The 15840-nt window shown below is 70.2% G+C and carries 16 protein-coding genes; 13 read left to right on the top strand and 3 right to left on the bottom strand.

What is annotated here, in order from left to right:
• The first annotated feature begins 8 nt into the window (after nt 1-8).
• Entirely contained in the window at nt 9-1520 is a 1512-nt protein-coding gene (locus DEJ48_RS24495; RefSeq protein WP_150218307.1) for a tetratricopeptide repeat protein, read from the top strand.
• 74 nt (nt 1521-1594) lie between these two features.
• Here DEJ48_RS24495 and hppD read toward each other — a convergent pair whose 3' ends face one another.
• Nucleotides 1595-2743, bottom strand: a complete 1149-nt coding sequence (gene hppD / locus DEJ48_RS24490) for a 4-hydroxyphenylpyruvate dioxygenase (RefSeq protein ID WP_150218305.1) — start codon at nt 2741-2743, stop codon at nt 1595-1597.
• A gap of 121 nt (nt 2744-2864) precedes the next feature.
• On the opposite strand from hppD, the gene DEJ48_RS24485 reads away from it, so the two are divergent.
• The 6 genes from DEJ48_RS24485 to DEJ48_RS24460 all read left to right on the top strand — a co-directional run bounded on the left by DEJ48_RS24485 (nt 2865) and on the right by DEJ48_RS24460 (nt 7885).
• Nucleotides 2865-3335: an Lrp/AsnC family transcriptional regulator gene (locus DEJ48_RS24485; RefSeq protein ID WP_150218304.1), complete on the top strand. Its 471-nt coding sequence runs from the start codon at nt 2865-2867 to the stop codon at nt 3333-3335.
• A gap of 60 nt (nt 3336-3395) precedes the next feature.
• Complete coding sequence (locus tag DEJ48_RS24480; RefSeq protein WP_150221368.1) at nt 3396-4043, top strand: ABC transporter permease; 648 nt, start codon at nt 3396-3398, stop codon at nt 4041-4043.
• 19 nt (nt 4044-4062) lie between these two features.
• Entirely contained in the window at nt 4063-5340 is a 1278-nt protein-coding gene (locus DEJ48_RS24475; protein WP_150221366.1) for a betaine/proline/choline family ABC transporter ATP-binding protein, read from the top strand.
• Nucleotides 5341-5366: 26 nt separating this feature from the next.
• On the top strand, nt 5367-6239 hold the full coding sequence (locus tag DEJ48_RS24470; RefSeq protein ID WP_150221367.1) for an ABC transporter permease: 873 nt from the start codon (nt 5367-5369) through the stop codon (nt 6237-6239).
• Nucleotides 6236-7213, top strand: coding sequence for a glycine betaine ABC transporter substrate-binding protein (locus tag DEJ48_RS24465; protein ID WP_150218302.1), 978 nt, complete (start codon nt 6236-6238; stop codon nt 7211-7213). Before DEJ48_RS24470 ends, DEJ48_RS24465 begins: the two co-directional genes overlap by 4 nt.
• Before the next feature lie 141 nt (nt 7214-7354).
• A complete protein-coding gene (locus tag DEJ48_RS24460) occupies nt 7355-7885 on the top strand; it encodes a DinB family protein (RefSeq protein WP_150218300.1) in 531 nt (176 codons plus the stop codon).
• Nucleotide 7886: 1 nt separating this feature from the next.
• On the opposite strand, the gene DEJ48_RS24455 is transcribed toward DEJ48_RS24460, so the two are convergent.
• On the bottom strand, nt 7887-8336 hold the full coding sequence (locus DEJ48_RS24455; protein ID WP_150218298.1) for an ATP-binding protein: 450 nt from the start codon (nt 8334-8336) through the stop codon (nt 7887-7889).
• A 157-nt stretch (nt 8337-8493) separates the two neighbouring features.
• Between DEJ48_RS24455 and DEJ48_RS24450 the strand changes: the two genes are divergently transcribed.
• From DEJ48_RS24450 to DEJ48_RS24425, 6 genes are all read left to right on the top strand, one after another.
• Nucleotides 8494-9348 (top strand): helix-turn-helix domain-containing protein, encoded by an 855-nt coding sequence (locus DEJ48_RS24450; protein WP_223832191.1) that lies wholly within the window; start codon nt 8494-8496, stop codon nt 9346-9348.
• Nucleotides 9345-9626, top strand: a complete 282-nt coding sequence (locus DEJ48_RS24445; RefSeq protein WP_150218296.1) for a DUF397 domain-containing protein — start codon at nt 9345-9347, stop codon at nt 9624-9626. The genes DEJ48_RS24450 and DEJ48_RS24445 overlap by 4 nt, the downstream gene beginning before the upstream one ends.
• Nucleotides 9627-9697: 71 nt before the next feature.
• Nucleotides 9698-11242 carry an MFS transporter gene (locus DEJ48_RS24440; RefSeq protein ID WP_150218294.1) on the top strand — a complete coding sequence of 515 codons (1545 nt, stop codon included), beginning with the start codon at nt 9698-9700 and terminating at the stop codon, nt 11240-11242.
• 137 nt (nt 11243-11379) lie between these two features.
• On the top strand, nt 11380-13179 hold the full coding sequence (locus DEJ48_RS24435) for a DEAD/DEAH box helicase (protein WP_150218293.1): 1800 nt from the start codon (nt 11380-11382) through the stop codon (nt 13177-13179).
• 316 nt (nt 13180-13495) lie between these two features.
• Nucleotides 13496-14137, top strand: coding sequence for an IclR family transcriptional regulator (locus tag DEJ48_RS24430; protein WP_055568198.1), 642 nt, complete (start codon nt 13496-13498; stop codon nt 14135-14137).
• Nucleotides 14138-14240: 103 nt separating this feature from the next.
• Complete coding sequence (locus DEJ48_RS24425; RefSeq protein WP_150218291.1) at nt 14241-15041, top strand: S16 family serine protease; 801 nt, start codon at nt 14241-14243, stop codon at nt 15039-15041.
• 152 nt (nt 15042-15193) lie between these two features.
• On the opposite strand, the gene DEJ48_RS24415 is transcribed toward DEJ48_RS24425, so the two are convergent.
• Nucleotides 15194-15808, bottom strand: a complete 615-nt coding sequence (locus DEJ48_RS24415; protein WP_150218287.1) for an ArsR/SmtB family transcription factor — start codon at nt 15806-15808, stop codon at nt 15194-15196.
• Nucleotides 15809-15840 lie beyond the last annotated feature (32 nt).

Genomic DNA, 15840 nt, shown 5'->3' with positions numbered 1-15840 from the left:
GTGACGTCATGAGGCCTTCGGTGAAGCGTGTGCTGATCGGCTCCGTGGCGGGGAGCGTGGTGCTCGGCGGTGTGCTGGTGCTGCTGCCTGCGGACGGCGGCGGGAAGGCGAAGCCGCCCGCGCTCGGTCCGGCCGGACGGGCGATGGCGGCCGTGGGGACGGGGGCTCCGGCGGCGCTGCCCGATCTGGCGGCGCTCATCGGCGAGCGCGAGGCGCAGGTGCGGGCGCACCCCGGGGACGAGCAGTCGTGGGCGGTGCTCGGCTCCGCCTATGTGGCGCGGGGCGTGCGGACCGCGGACTTCGCGGACTTCCCGAAGGCGGACCGTGCGCTGAACACGTCCCTGCGGGCGAAGCCGGAGGGCAACCCGGAGGCCCTGACGGGGCTTGCCGCGCTCGCCAACGCCCGCCGCGACTTCCGTTCGGCCCGCAAGTGGGGCGAGCTCGCGGTGAAGCAGGCGCCGAAGCGGTGGACGGCGTATCCGGCGCTGATCGACGCGTACAGCGGGCTCGGCGACGCGAAGGGCGTGGGCCGGGCCCTGGAGTCCTTGCAGGAGCTGGGTTCGGGCAGTGCGGTCCTCGCACGGTCCGGGCAGGTCTACCGCGACCGGGGCTGGCGCGAGGACGCGAACGCCGCGCTCACGGACGCGGCGGCGCTCGCCGTGGCGCCGGCGGCGAAGGCGGCGGCGCTGAACCGGGTCGCGGAGCTTGCGTGGGAGCGGGGCGAGCCGACGGTGGCGCTGCGCCACTACGACGCGGCGCTCGCCGCCGACGCCGGGCACCACCCGTCGATGGCGGGCCGGGGCCGCGCGCTCGCCGCGCTCGGCCGCTCCTCGGAGGCGCTGCTCGCCTACCGCTCCGCGCTCACGAAGCACCCGCTGCCTGAATACGCCCTGGAACTGGGCGAGTTGTACGAGTCGTTGCGACTCGTTCCGGCGGCACATGCCCAGTACGACGCACTGCGCACGCTGGTGAAGCAGGAAAGAACCCGCGGCATCAACAAGGAACGCCTCCTCGGCCTCTTCGAGGCGGACCACGGTGACGCCGACGCGGCGGTGGGGCGGCTGACCGCGGAGTACAAGCGGCACGGCAGTCCCGAGACGGCGGACGCGCTGGGCTGGGCGCTGCACCGGTCCGGGGAGAGCGAGGCCGGCCTGAAGCTCGTGACGAAGGCGATGGACAAGGGCCCGCGCAGCGCCCTGTTCGCCTTCCACCGGGGTTCGATCGAGCGGGAGTTGCAGTACTACGGCGCGGCTCGTCGTCACCTGAACGAGGCGCTGCGCATCAATCCGTACTTCTCGCCGCTCGCCGTGCCCGAGGCCGAGCGGGCGCTTGAGGCGCTGGGTGAGCCGCCCGAGGGCGGGCCCGCCGAGGTGTACGCACCGGAGCCCGTGCGGCAGGTCAGCCGGCCTGCCCCGCGCCTCCGGACCCCGGCCCGCGCTCAGCCGCGTACGCAGCCACGCACACAGCCGTCGCAGCGGCAGAGCGCCCCCAGCGCGACGCGGACCGCCCCCGCGCGCTGAGGCGCCTGCCTCTGCGGGTTCGTCGTGGCCGGGCACGCAGCTCCCCGCGCCCCTTACGGGGCGCGGGACACCACCTACAGGTTGCCGCGCTTCTCCTGCTCGCGCTCGATCGCCTCGAAGAGCGCCTTGAAGTTGCCCTTGCCGAAGCCCATCGAGCCGTGGCGCTCGATCATCTCGAAGAAGACGGTCGGGCGGTCCTGGACCGGCTTGGTGAAGATCTGCAGCAGGTAGCCGTCCTCGTCGCGGTCGACGAGGATCTTCAGCTCGCGCAGGGTCTCGACGGGGACGCGGGTCTCGCCGGCCCACTCGCCGAGGGTGTCGTAGTACGAGTCGGGGGTGTCCAGGAACTGGACGCCAGCCGCGCGCATCGTGCGGACGGTCTCCACGATGTCGTTCGTGGCGAGCGCGATGTGCTGGACGCCCGCGCCGCCGTAGAACTCCAGGTACTCGTCGATCTGCGACTTCTTCTTGGCGATGGCGGGCTCGTTGATCGGGAACTTGACCTTGAGCGTGCCGTCCGCGACCACCTTCGACATCAGCGCGCTGTACTCGGTCGCGATGTCGTCGCCCACGAACTCCTTCATGTTCGTGAAGCCCATGACCTTGTTGTAGAAGCCGACCCACTCGTTCATCTTGCCGAGCTCGACATTGCCGACGCAGTGGTCGATCGCCTGGAAGGTCCGCTTGGCCGGGGGCTCGACGATCGGGTTCGCGGCCTCGAATCCGGGCAGATACGGGCCGTCGTAGTCGGTGCGCTCCACCAGGGTGTGGCGGGTCTTGCCGTACGTGGCGATGGCGGCGAGGACGACCTTGCCGTTCTCGTCCTTGACCTCGTAGGGCTCCGTGATGCCCCGTGCGCCCTGCTCGACGGCGTAGGCGTACGCGGCACGCGCGTCCGGCACCTCGATGGCGAGGTCGACGACGCCGTCGCCGTGCTCGGCCACGTGGGAGGTGAGGAAGTGGCCCCAGTCCGTGGAGGGCTTGATGACGGAGGTGAAGACGAAGCGCGCACCGCCGTTCGTGAGGACGTAGCTCGCGGTCTCGCGGCTGCCGTTCTCCGGTCCGGAGTAGGCGACCAGCTTCATGCCGAAGGCCGTGGAGTAGTAGTGCGCCGCCTGCTTGGCGTTGCCCACGGCGAAGACGACCGCGTCCATTCCCTTGACCGGGAAGGGGTCGGCCTCGCGCGCGGTGTCGGGTGTGGTGTGGGTGGTGGTCTCAGTCATGGTGTGAGGCTCCCGCCGAACCACAAGGTGCGCAATAGTTCGCGTTTTCAGTGGTCAATCTGCCCAGTGCATGGCCACGATGGGCGGGCTATCTGTACATCATGACCACCTTGGAGGCGGCATGGCGATCGATCATCTGGACGGCAGACTCATCGTGCTCCTGGCGCGGGAGCCGCGTATCGGGGTTCTTGAGGCGTCCCGCAGGCTCGGGGTCGCGCGCGGCACGGTGCAGGCGCGGATGGACCGGCTTCAGTCCAATGGAGTCATCCGCGGCTTCGGCCCGGAGGTGGACCCCTCGGCGCTGGGCTACCCGGTGACGGCCTTCGCGACGCTGGAGATCAAACAGGGCCAGGGGGCGGACGTACGGGCCCATTTGGCGTCCGTCGCCGAGGTGCTCGAACTGCACACCATCACCGGTCACGGCGATATGCTCTGCCGCCTCGTGGCCCGGTCGAACGCGGATCTCCAACGTGTGATCGACCGGGTCGTGGGCTTTGATGGCATCGTCCGGGCTTCCACGGCGATCGTCATGGAAAACCCCGTTCCGCTGCGGATCATCCCGCTGGTGGAGCAGGCGTCCGAAGACCCCTGAGTCACCGCCCCGCGTCACTGACCTTGTGAGTACCTTCGGAAAGGCGAGGTGAGCACTTCAGTGAATTTCTGGGACTACCTCGGCAACCGCCACCAGCAACTGCTGACGGACGCGTTTCAGCACGCGAGCGCCGTCTTCCAGTGCATGGTCGTCGCCACCCTCATGGGCGTACTGATCGGCGTCCTCACGTACCGCAGCGAATGGGCGGGGAACCTCGCCACGACCACCACGTCCACCATCCTCACCGTGCCGTCGCTCGCCATGATCGGTCTGCTGATCCCGATCGTCGGGCTCGGTGTCGCGCCGACCGTCATCGCGCTGACCCTGTACGGGCTGCTCCCGATCGTGCGCAACGCCATCGTCGGTCTGCGCGGCGTCGACCCGTCGCTGATCGACGCCGCCAAGGGCATCGGCATGTCGCGCGTCGCCCGGCTGTTCCGGGTGGAGCTGCCGATCGCCTGGCCGCCGATCCTCACCGGCATCCGCGTCTCCACGCAGATGCTGATGGGCATCGCGGCCATCGCCGCGTACGCGTCGGGACCGGGGCTCGGCAACGAGATCTTCCGCGGCATCGGCTCGCTCGGCAGCAAGAACGCGCTCAACCAGGTGCTCGCGGGCACGCTCGGGATCATCGTCCTCGCGCTGCTCTTCGACGCCGCGTACGTCCTGATCGGCAGGCTGACCATCCCGAGGGGGATCCGTGTCTGAGACCACCGCCAGCGAGAGCGTGCCGAACGGGGGCGCGACCGCCGAGGGCGCGGGGCGGACCACCGCCACCACCACCTCCGGAGCGACGATCGAGCTGGAGAACCTCACCAAGCGCTACCCGGGCAGCAGCGAGCCCGCCGTGGACAGCGTGAACATGGAGATCAAGGCGGGCGAGATCGTCATCTTCGTGGGCCCGTCCGGCTGCGGGAAGTCGACGACCCTGAAGATGATCAACCGCCTCATCGAGCCGACGGGCGGCCGCATCCGCATCAACGGCGAGGACGTCACCGACATCGACCCGGTGAAGCTGCGCCGCAAGGTCGGGTACGCGATCCAGTCCTCCGGGCTCTTCCCGCACATGACCGTCGCGCAGAACATCGCGCTCGTGCCGAAGATGGTCGGCTGGGGCAAGTCGAAGATCAAGTCGCGGGTGGAGGAGATGCTGGACCTTGTCGGGCTCGACCCGGCCGAGTTCCACGACCGCTACCCGCGCCAGCTCTCCGGCGGCCAGCAGCAACGCGTGGGCGTGGCACGCGCGCTGGCCGCCGACCCGCCCGTCCTCCTCATGGACGAGCCGTTCGGCGCGGTCGACCCGATCACCCGTGACCACCTCCAGGACGAGCTGATCCGGCTCCAGCACGAGCTGCACAAGACGATCGTCTTCGTCACGCACGACTTCGACGAGGCCATCAAGCTCGGCGACCGCATCGCGGTCCTGCGCGAACGCTCGCACATCGCGCAGTTCGACACCCCGGAAGCCATCCTCACCAACCCGGCCGACGACTTCGTGTCGGGCTTCGTGGGCGCGGGCGCGGCGCTGAAGCGCCTCAACCTCACCCGCGTACGGGACGTGGAGATCGCCGACATCCCGACGGTGACCGTCGACGACCCGCTCCAGGACATCTTCGACAAGCTGCGCGGCGGCACCACCAACGAACTCCTCCTGCTCGACAAGCGCGGCCGCCCCTACAAGTGGCTGCGCCGCGGCGACCTGATGCGCGCCAAGGGCTCCCTGGCCCGCGCGGGCACCCTCGTCCACGACACGGTGACCCGCGACGCCACCCTGCGCGACGCGCTGGAGGCCGTCCTCACGGACAACGCGGGCCGGGTCGCGGTGACCGGGCGGCGCGGCGAGTACACGGGCGTCGTCGACATGGAGACGCTGATGAACTCCGTCCACGAGATGCTGGAGGCCGACCGCCTCGAAGCCGTGGAGCACCAGCACGAACTGGAGGAGCAGCGGGCCCGGTTGACCCAGCACGAGCAGGAGGGTTACGGCGGGGAGGCGAAGGCGTGAGCGGCACCTCCGGGGGAACGCCCCGGATCCCGGAACCCAAGCCGAAGCCGCGGGAGGCGACCCGGCCCCAGGGCGAGCACGACGTCAAGGGGCTCGCCTTCCGCGACGAGGGCGAGGCCGAACTCGAGGCGCCGCCCGCGGTGCTCGGCGCGAAGCAGCCGCGCCGGGTCACCTGGCAGAAGCTGACGTTCCTGCCGGCCGTGCTCGCGATCGTCCTGCTGGCGACGTGGTGGTGGTTCCAGCAGGCCGACCTCGACTCGATCTCCAAGAACGCGCTGGCGAACGGCAACGTGTGGCTGAGGCTGCGCCAGCACATCCAGCTGACCGCCATCTCGACCTTCTTCGTCCTGATCATCGCCATCCCCCTCGGCATCCTGCTGACCCGCAGGAGGCTGCGGAAAGGCGCGCCGGTCGCGATGGCGGTGGCCAACATCGGCCAGGCGACCCCGGCGATCGGCCTGCTCGCGCTCCTGGTCATCTGGCTGGGCATCGGCGAGAAGGCGGCGCTGATCGGCATCATCATCTACGCCGTCCTGCCGGTCCTCTCCAACACGATCGCGGGCCTGAAGGCGAACGACCCGACCCTGATCGAGGCGGCCCGCGGCATCGGCATGTCGCCGCTCGGCGTCCTGTCGAAGGTCGAACTCCCCCTGGCCGTACCGCTGATCCTGGCGGGTGTGCGCACGGCTCTCGTCCTCAACGTGGGCACGGCGACGCTCGCCACGTTCGGCGGGGGCGGCGGCCTGGGCGACCTGATCACGACGGGCATGACCAACCAGCGCATGCCGGTCCTCATGCTCGGTTCGATCCTGACGATCGCGCTGGCGCTCCTGGTGGACTGGCTGGCATCCCTGGCCGAACTGGTCCTGCGCCCGAGGGGCCTGGAGGTGGACGCATGAGGAACCTCAGGATCACCGCGCGCACGACCGTGGTCGCCGCCGTGGGCGGAGCGCTGCTCGCCGCCTGCGGTCTCACCAGCGGCAGCCCGATGGTGGACGACGTGAAACCCGGCTCCATCGGCAAGGGCCTCCCCTTGAAGGGCGTCGATCTGACCGTCACCTCCAAGGAGTTCACCGAGCAGCTCATCCTGGGCGCGATCATGGGCATCGCGTTCGAGGCGGCGGGCGCGGACGTGCTCGACCGCACGGGCATCCAGGGCTCGATCGGCGCGCGCGAGGCCGTGAAGGGCGGCGACGCCGACGCGATGTACGAGTACACGGGCACGGCGTGGATCACCTACCAGGGCAATACCAAGCCGATCACGGACCCGCAAAAGCAGTGGCAGGCCGTGCGGGACGCGGACCTGAAGAACGGCGTGACGTGGCTGGAGCCGGCCACGCTCAACAATACGTACGCCCTGGCGATGAATGAGAGCAACGCGGCCACGTACAAGACCAAGACGCTCTCGGACGTGGCGGCGCTGTCGAAGTCGGACTCGAAGGCCGTGACGCTGTGCGTGGAGAGCGAGTTCGCGTCGCGGGAGGACGGGCTGCCCGGCATGCAGAAGGCGTACGGGATGAAGGTCCCCTCCTCCAACATCACCAAGATGGACACCGGGATCATCTACACGCAGGCGTCGAAGGGGTCCTGCGTGTACGGGGAGGTCTTCACGACGGACGGCCGCATCAAGGCGATGGACCTGACGACGATGGAGGACGACAAGCACTTCTTCCCCAACTACAACGCGGCTCCTGAGATCAACAGCAAGTCGCTGAAGGAGCATCCGGAGATGGCGGAGGTGCTGGCCCCCATCACGAAGAAGCTGAACAACAAGGTGGCGCGGGACCTGAACTCCAAGGTGGACGTGGAGGGGCAGGACCCGCACGAGGTGGCGAAGGACTGGTTGATCGAGGAAGGGTTCGTCAAGGAGTAGGCCTTGCTTCGGTGAGCCGGCGGCATTGAAGGTCACCGGCCCACCGAAGAAGGACAGGGGTAATAGGTCAAAGGCTGGCCTAGTTGCCTTCTAACGTCGCTCTTGTCCGACGGAACGCATCCACGGAAGGCGGCCACCACCATGCCCGGAACCGACACCAAGAGCCCCGACGAGCGCGCCGACCTGCTGGAGGCGTTGGACCACCACCGGACGATGCTCCGCCGCACCGCCCGCGACCTCACCGACGAGCAGGCCGGCCTGCGCACCACCGCCAGCGAGCTGTGCATCGGCGGCATCATCAAGCACGTCACCTCGGTGGAGCGGGTGTGGGCCGCGTTCATCCAGGACGGCCGGGCCGCCTTCGGTGACTTCACCGCCATGACCGACGAGGACGTGGCGCAGCGCGCGGACGAGTTCCGCATGCTGCCGGGCGAGACACTGGCGGGCGTCCTCGCCGCGTACGAGAAGGTGGCCTCGCGTACCGACGAGTTGGTGCGCTCACTCCCCGACCTCGACGTCTCGCACCTCCTGCCCGAGGCCCCCTGGTGGGAGCCCGGCGGTTCGTGGACGGCCCGCCGCGTCCTGCTGCACGTCATCAGTGAGACCGCGCAGCACTCGGGGCACGCCGACATCATCCGCGAGTCCCTCGACGGCGCCCTCACCATGGCCTGAGCTACGTCGACTGCGGTACGTCGATCTCCGCCCAGATCGTTTTGCAGGGGCTCGGCGGCAACGTACCCAGGTCCGTGCCCCAGCGGTCCGCAAGGGCTTCGACCAGTAGCAGGCCCCGCCCGGACTCCTCCTTCGGCGAGGGCCTGCGGGGGTGCAGGGGCGGGCTGCGGTCCGCCCGCGCGTCCGTCACCTCGATACGCAGCGTGTTCGCCGCGCTGAGCAGTAGCCCCAGCCGGAAGCTCCGGCCCGGCACGTGCCCGTGCAGCACGGCGTTGTTCGCCAGCTCGGCGACGATCTGCTCCGCCTCCTCGGACGGCCGCCGCCAGCAGCGAAGTTGCTCCCTCGTCAGGAGCCGGGCCAGCCGCGCGCCTCTTCTCGTCGCCGAGAGCAGGATCGTGAACTGGTGTGTGGGTGTGGGGGCTTGGGCCCGGGTGGAGATTTCTTGGTTCACGTCACTCAGCGTGGTGGCGTGTGCGTAGCGTGGCCAGGGCGGCGCGCTGTGCGTGCGGGGTCTGTCCGGACGTTGTCCCGGCTTGTCCCGGCTGTCCGGGTCGGCGGCCGGGTACGTGTGCGCGTTGGGTTCGGGCGGTACGTCGGAGGTGGGCGCGGTGGAAGAACGTAACGACGGTGTGGACGAGCCGGGTTGGGACGTCGACCCGGAGGACGAGATCAGCTCCGTGGTCGAGATGGTCGGCAATCAGCTGAAGCTGCGGAGGGAGGTGGCGGGGATGTCGGTCGCCCAGTTCGCGGTGGCGATCGGGTACGGGGAGGACTTGGTCCGGAAAGTCGAGCGCGGGGCGCGCATCCCCCGCCCGGAGTACCTGGACAAGGTGGATGAGGTGGTGGGGGCGGGTGGCTTCGTCTCCGCGATGAAGAAGGAGATGCGGGAGGCCCGGTATCCGAAGCGGGTGCGGGAGTTGGCCAAGTTGGAGGAGCGGGCGGCCGAGGTCGCGGTGTACGCGAGCCACGGTGTGCACGGGCTCTTGCAAACGGAGGAGCACTCGCGGGTCGTGTTCCGGGCTCGGCAGCCTGCGTACTCGCAGGAAGAGGTCGAGCGGTTCGTGACCGCACGGATGGCCCGGCAGTCCATCTTTGGCCGGGAGCCCGCTCCCAGCCTCAGCTTCGTGCAGGAAGAGGCTGCGCTGAGGCGGCCTATCGGAGGCACAATGGTCTGGCGCCAACAGCTCGAACGCCTATTGGAGGTCGGGGAATTGCCGCACGTGACGCTGCAGGTGATGCCCATCGACTGCGAGGCCCACCCTGGCCTCGACGGTGACATCGAGGTGTTGAAGTTCGGGGACGGGACAGCGGTCGGACGGTCCGACGGAGCGTTCAATGGCCGCCCGGTCACGGAACCCAAGCAGCTCCGCATCCTCGAACTGCGGTATGGCATCATCCGGGCCCAAGCTCTCACGCCACGGGAGACTCGGACCTTCGTTGAGCGAGTGCTGGGAGAAACATGATCGGCAATACCTCTGCCCGGGACGCCACCGGACTGGAGTGGTTCAAGAGCAGCTACAGCAGTGGCAACGAAGGGGACTCGTGCGTGGAGGTCGCCCTGGAGTGGTTCAAGAGCAGCTACAGCAGCAGCAGTAACGGGGAGGACTGCGTCGAGATAGCCACCACCCCCGCCCACATCCACATCCGCGACTCAAAGACCCCCCGCTCCCCCCACCTCACCCTCACCGCCTCCACCTGGTCCGCCTTCATCACGTACGCCTCACAGGACTCAGAGGCGTAAGTCCAAGGGACCAGGAAGCCCCCACCCCCGGACAGGGGTAAACGCGGTCCACGCCTCTTACTCTGGCGTGCATGACTGACGACACGGACGACACCGGCGGCGTACTGAGCAAGCCCTACCGAGCCCTGAGCATCGGCATCGTCTCCGTCGTGCTGCTCATCGCCTTCGAGGCGACGGCCGTCGGGACGGCGATGCCCGTGGCCGCCCGGGAGCTCGACGGCGTGTCCCTGTACGCCTTCGCCTTCTCCGGGTACTTCACCACGAGCCTCTTCGGCATGGTGCTGAGCGGCCAGTGGGCGGACCGGCGAGGGCCATTGGGCCCGCTCGCGACCGGGATCGCCCTCTTCGCCGCGGGGCTGCTGCTGAGCGGGACCGCAGGCGCGATGTGGCTGTTCATCGCCGGGCGGGCCGTGCAGGGGCTCGGCGGCGGGCTCGTCATCGTCGGGCTGTACGTGATCGTCAGCCGGGCCTACCCCGAGCATCTGCGCGCGTCGATCATGGCGGCGTTCGCGGCGAGTTGGGTCGTGCCGTCCGTCGTGGGACCGCTGATCTCCGGGACGGTCACGGAGCACCTCGGCTGGCGCTGGGTCTTCGTCGGCATCCCCGTACTCGTCCTCGCGCCGCTCGCGCTCGCGCTGCCCGCGATACGCAGGACCGCGTCCGGACCGGTCGACCCGGACACACCCGTCGCCGCGTTCGACTGGCGCCGCATCCGGCTGGCGCTCGGGATCTCGCTGGGCGCGGGGCTGCTCCAGTACGCGGGGCAGGACCTGCGGTGGCTGTCGCTGCTGCCCGCCGCCGCAGGCGGAGCCGTCCTCGTGCCGGCCGTGCTCGGGCTGCTGCCCAAGGGGACGTACCGGGCGGCGCGCGGGCTGCCGTCGGTCGTGCTGCTGCGCGGCGTCGCGGCGGGGGCATTCATCACGGCCGAGTCCTTCGTACCGCTGATGCTGGTCACGCAGCGAGGGCTGAGCCCCACCATGGCGGGGCTGTCGCTCGCCGTGGGCGGGGCGACCTGGGCGCTCGGGTCCTACGTGCAGTCGCGGCCGCGCATGGAGCCGTACCGGTCGAGGCTCGTCGCCTCGGGGATGGTGCTCGTCGCGGCGTCCATCCTCGCCGCGCCCTCCGTCCTCATCGAGGCCGTGCCGGTGTGGGTCGTCGGCGTCGCGTGGGGCTTCGGGTGCTTCGGCATGGGCATGGTGATCGCATCGACGAGCGTGCTGCTGCTGCGGCTCTCGCCGCCCGCCGACGCCGGGTCGAACTCGGCCGCCCTCCAGATCTCCGACGGACTGTCGAACGTCATCCTGCTCGCGGCGGGAGGCGCGGCGTTCGCGGCGCTCGGCGGCGGCACGGTGGGGACGGGCCACGGGGCGGACGCGGGGGCCGCCGGATCGCACCCGGGCGCGTTCGTCGCCGTCTTCCTGCCGATGGCCGTGGTCGCCCTGGCCGGCGCGTGGGTGGGAACGAGGCTCCAGGGCCCCCGCGACTCGGACGAGGCGGCGGTCCCGGCGCCGGACGAGACGGGGCTCGTGGTGACCGACGTCGTGACGGACGTACGCATGGACGTCCTGTCGGACACCACACCCGACGTGACGTCGGACGTACGGACGCGAGAGTGAACATACGCCCCGACACCTCCATGTGAGACCCGTCGCACCCGCCCCGGCCACCGCCTCGCCCTCGCCTGAACGTCAACCCATCACCGGTAAGGTGGCCCGGTTGTCATACGTGCCGCCGACCCGCGAACCCGGAGACCGTGACTACCACCAGCGCCGCCGCCAACGCCTCCCACCACCTCTCTCCCGCCTTCCCCGGCCGTGCCCCCTGGGGTACCGCCAACAAGCTGCGAGCCTGGCAGCAGGGGGCGATGGACAGGTACCTCCAGGAGCAGCCGCGAGACTTCCTCGCCGTCGCCACCCCCGGCGCCGGCAAGACGACGTTCGCGCTCACGCTCGCGTCCTGGCTGCTGCACCACCACGTCGTCCAGCAGGTCACCGTCGTCGCGCCCACCGAGCACCTGAAGAAGCAGTGGGCCGAGGCGGCCGCCCGTATAGGCATCAAACTGGACCCGGAGTACAGCGCGGGACCGCTGAGCAAGGAGTACCACGGCGTCGCCGTGACGTACGCGGGCGTCGGCGTGCGGCCGATGCTGCACCGCAACCGCTCCGAGCAGCGCAAGACCCTCGTGATCCTCGACGAGATCCACCACGCCGGTGACTCGAAGTCCTGGGGCGAGGCGTGCCTGGAGGCGTTCGAGCCCGCCACGCGCCGCCTCGCGCTCACCGGTACGCCGTTCCGGTCCGACACGAACCCCATTCCGTTCGTGCAGTACGCGGAGGGGAACGACGGAATCCGGCGCTCCGCCGCCGACTACACGTACGGCTACGGCAGCGCGCTCGGCGACGGCGTCGTGCGGCCCGTCATCTTCCTCTCGTACTCCGGCAACATGCGCTGGCGGACCAAGGCCGGTGACGAGATCGCCGCGCGGCTCGGCGAGCCGATGACCAAGGACGCCGTCAGCCAGGCCTGGCGCACCGCGCTGGACGCGCGCGGCGAGTGGATGCCGAACGTCCTCAAGGCCGCCGACAAGCGGCTCACCGAGGTCAGGAAGGCCATCCCCGACGCGGGCGGCCTCGTCATCGCATCCGACCAGGACTCCGCACGTGCGTACGCCAAGCTGATCCGCGAGATCACCGGGACCAAGGCCACCGTCGTCCTCTCCGACGACACCGGCGCGTCCAAGCGCATCGACGACTTCAGCGCCAGTACGGACCGGTGGATGGTCGCGGTCCGCATGGTGTCCGAAGGCGTCGACGTGCCGCGCCTCGCGGTGGGCGTGTACGCGACGACGATCTCGACGCCACTCTTCTTCGCGCAGGCCGTCGGCCGTTTCGTACGGTCGAGGCGGCGCGGCGAGACCGCGTCCGTCTTCCTGCCGACCGTTCCCGACCTGCTCACCTTCGCCAACGAGATGGAGGTGGAGCGGGACCACGCCCTCGACAAGCCGAAGAAGGAGGGCGAGGAGGACCCGTACGCCGAGTCCGAGGCCGAGATGGACGAGGCCAACAAGCAGGAGGACGAGGACACGGGGGAGCAGGAGCAGTTCTCCTTCGAGGCGCTGGAGTCCGAGGCCGTCTTCGACCGCGTGCTGTTCGACGGCGCCGAGTTCGGCATGCAGGCGCACCCGGGGAGCGAGGAGGAGCAGGACTACCTGGGCATCCCGGGGCTCCTCGAACCCGACCAGGTGCAGATGCTGCTCCAGAAGCGGCAGGCCCGGCAGATCGCCCACAGCAGGAAGAAGCCGGACGAGGAGGCCGACCTGCTGGAGCTGCCCGCCGAGCGGCGGCCCGTCGTCTCCCACAAGGAACTCCTCGGGCTGCGCAAGCAGCTGAACACGATGGTCGGCGCGTACGTCCATCAGAGCGGGAAGCCGCACGGCGTGATCCACACCGAGCTGCGGCGCACCTGTGGCGGGCCGCCGAGCGCGGAGGCCACGGCGGGGCAGCTGCGTCAGCGCATCGAGAAGGTCCAGGAGTGGGCCACCCGCATGAAGTGACGTTCGAGTAAGGAGCCGGGGGTTCCGAGTGGGGAGGTCGTGTGCGGACGTGGTGCGCGCGGCCTCCGGGGTGGCCACCGCGTATTGGGGCAATGGGGGGCGCTAGGGGCGTCCCCGTGCCCGGATTCTGGACGAAGTCTTCCGCTCAGCGGGACGGCCTCGCTAATGTCCCCGCAAAGCACACGCCCCGTGGCAGCGCCGCCGCGGAGCGCAGCCGGTGTTCCGACCGGCGGCCTCTGACGCGCGTCGCCCACGGGACCGGCGACGCAACCGCCGCGTAGGGGGGCCGCCGACCCTCACCTAAGGAGTGGGCGTCGTGACCGCGGAGACTTCCCAGACGCTCGACCGAGGACTGCGCGTCCTCAAGCTGCTGGCCGACACCGACCACGGCCTGACGGTCACCGAGCTCTCCAACAAGCTCGGCGTGAACCGCACGGTGGTCTACCGCCTGCTCGCCACGCTCGAACAGCATGCCCTCGTCCGCCGCGACCTGGGCGGCCGGGCCCGCGTCGGCCTCGGCGTGCTGCGGCTCGGGCGGCAGGTGCATCCGCTGGTGCGCGAGGCCGCGCTGCCCGCGCTGCGCTCGCTCGCGGAGGACATAGGCGCGACGGCCCACCTGACCCTCGTCGACGGCTCGGAGGCCCTCGCGGTCGCGGTGGTCGAGCCGACGTGGACGGACTACCACGTCGCGTACCGGACCGGCTTCCGCCACCCTCTGGACCGGGGCGCCGCGGGCCGCGCGATCCTGGCGGCCCGCCAGGGCCTGGTCACGGACCCCGGCTACGCGCTCACCCACGGCGAGCTGGAGGCCGGCGCGAGCGGCGCGGCGGCGCCCCTGGTGGGCGTGACGGGCCTGGAGGGCAGCGTGGGAGTCGTCATGCTGGCGGACTCGGTGCCGGAGAGGGTGGGGCCGCGGGTGGTCGACGCGGCGCGTGAAGTAGCCGATGCGCTGCGCTGAGGCCGCTGCTCCGGCAAGCCCGTCCGGCGTTTGAGGACGAGCCCGGCGCAGCCGGCGATGACCGGCGCCCAGTTCCAGAGACCCTGCACGTTAGATTGATCCCGTGTTCTCTCGTCTCACGCGCCCCCAGGCCCTCGCCCTCTGCGCCCTGCCCGTCGTGGCGCTGCTCGCCGTCGCGGGGCTCGCGCCGCTGCCGTTCGCCGTGGCGCAGCCCGGGGGAACCGCCGACGTGCTCGGGAAGCACGAAGGGAAGCCCGTCCTGACGGTCAGCGGCGTGCCGACCCGGGCGACCCGGGGCGAGCTGCGGATGACCACCATCGTGGCCACCGGGCCGCAGATGGACGTCTACCTCGGTGACGTCATCGACGGGTGGTTCCGGAGCGACCGGGCCGTGATGCCCAAGGACTCCGTCTACCCCGTCGGCGACGACGTGAAGGAAGTCGAGAAGCACAACCTCGGCGACATGAAGAAGTCGCAGGACGCCGCCACGGACGCGGCACTGAACTACCTGAAGGCGAACGGCGTCGACGACACCGCCAAGGTGAAGGTCAAGGCCGACCTCGGCAAGATCGGCGGGCCGAGCGCGGGCCTGTTCCTCTCGCTCGGCATCATCGACAAGCTCGACGGCGACGGCAGCGGCGGCGACCTCACGGGCGGCCGGAAGATCGCCGGCACCGGCACGATCACGGCCGACGGCAAGGTCGGCCCGGTCGGTGGCGTCGCCCTCAAGACGCAGGCCGCGGGCCGCGACGGCGCGACCGTCTTCCTCGTCCCGAAGGACGAGTGCGAGGATGCTCAGGCCGAGCTGCCGAAGGGGCTGCGGCTCGTTCCGGTCACGACGCTGAAGGGAACGGTCGACGCGCTGCGGGCGCTGGAAAAGGGCGGGAAGGTCCCGAGCTGCTGACCAGGCGCAGTCCCAACTCGACGAGGCGCCAGCCGAGTTGAGCGCGGAGATGATGGCGGTTCGTACGTCGGGGCGCGGCCGCGCGGCGTAACCGTTCGGCGCGTTCCTCGTGCAGCATCAGATGCACGTAAGGGTGCATGGGTCTGCTCCTCTCAGGCGTCCTCGGCCGGTGCGGGCCGGGTCGGGAAGATGTGGGAGTGGACGCGGACCTGGGCGACGTCCGGGGTGCCCCGGGGCGGGGGCGTGTTGCGGTAGCTCTCCATGAGCGCGTTGACCTTGTGGCTCAGTTCGGTCGCCTGGGCGGGGCTGAGGGTCAGGGTGTAGTCGCTGGTGTCCGCCGCCTCGTCCCACGCCTGCGGCCACTCGTGCCGCGTCGCGATCCAGGTGGTGACCTCCTGGGCGCGCTGCGTGGCGTACTCGTACAGGAGCGTGCTGAGCGCGGCCTGGACTTCCGGGTTCGGGTCGCGGATGAGGTCCTCGTCGGTGCGCGTGCCCTGATGGGCGGAGCGCCACCAGCGCTCCCTGCCCTTGCCGCGGTCCGGGTCGTCCTCGACGAATCCGTACTCCGCGAGCTGGCGCAGGTGGTAGCTGGTCGCGCCGCTCGACTCGCCCAGGCGGGCGGCGAGTTGGGAGGCCGTGGCGGGGCCTTCGAGGCGCAGGGAGGAGAGCAGGCGCATCCGGAGCGGGTGCGCGAGGCCCCGCAGCGAGCGGGGGTTCAGGTGGTGGACATTCCGGGGGCGGGGCCCGGACCGGTCGTCTTCCGTCATGCCCAGCAGCGTAGAGTTGCAAAGACTCCGTT

Source organism: Streptomyces venezuelae (genome assembly GCF_008642315.1).
GTDB classification, from domain to species: Bacteria; Actinomycetota; Actinomycetes; order Streptomycetales; family Streptomycetaceae; genus Streptomyces; species Streptomyces venezuelae_D.
Note: the sequence above shows the minus strand (reverse complement) of the source record. Positions and strands in the feature narration are given on the sequence as shown.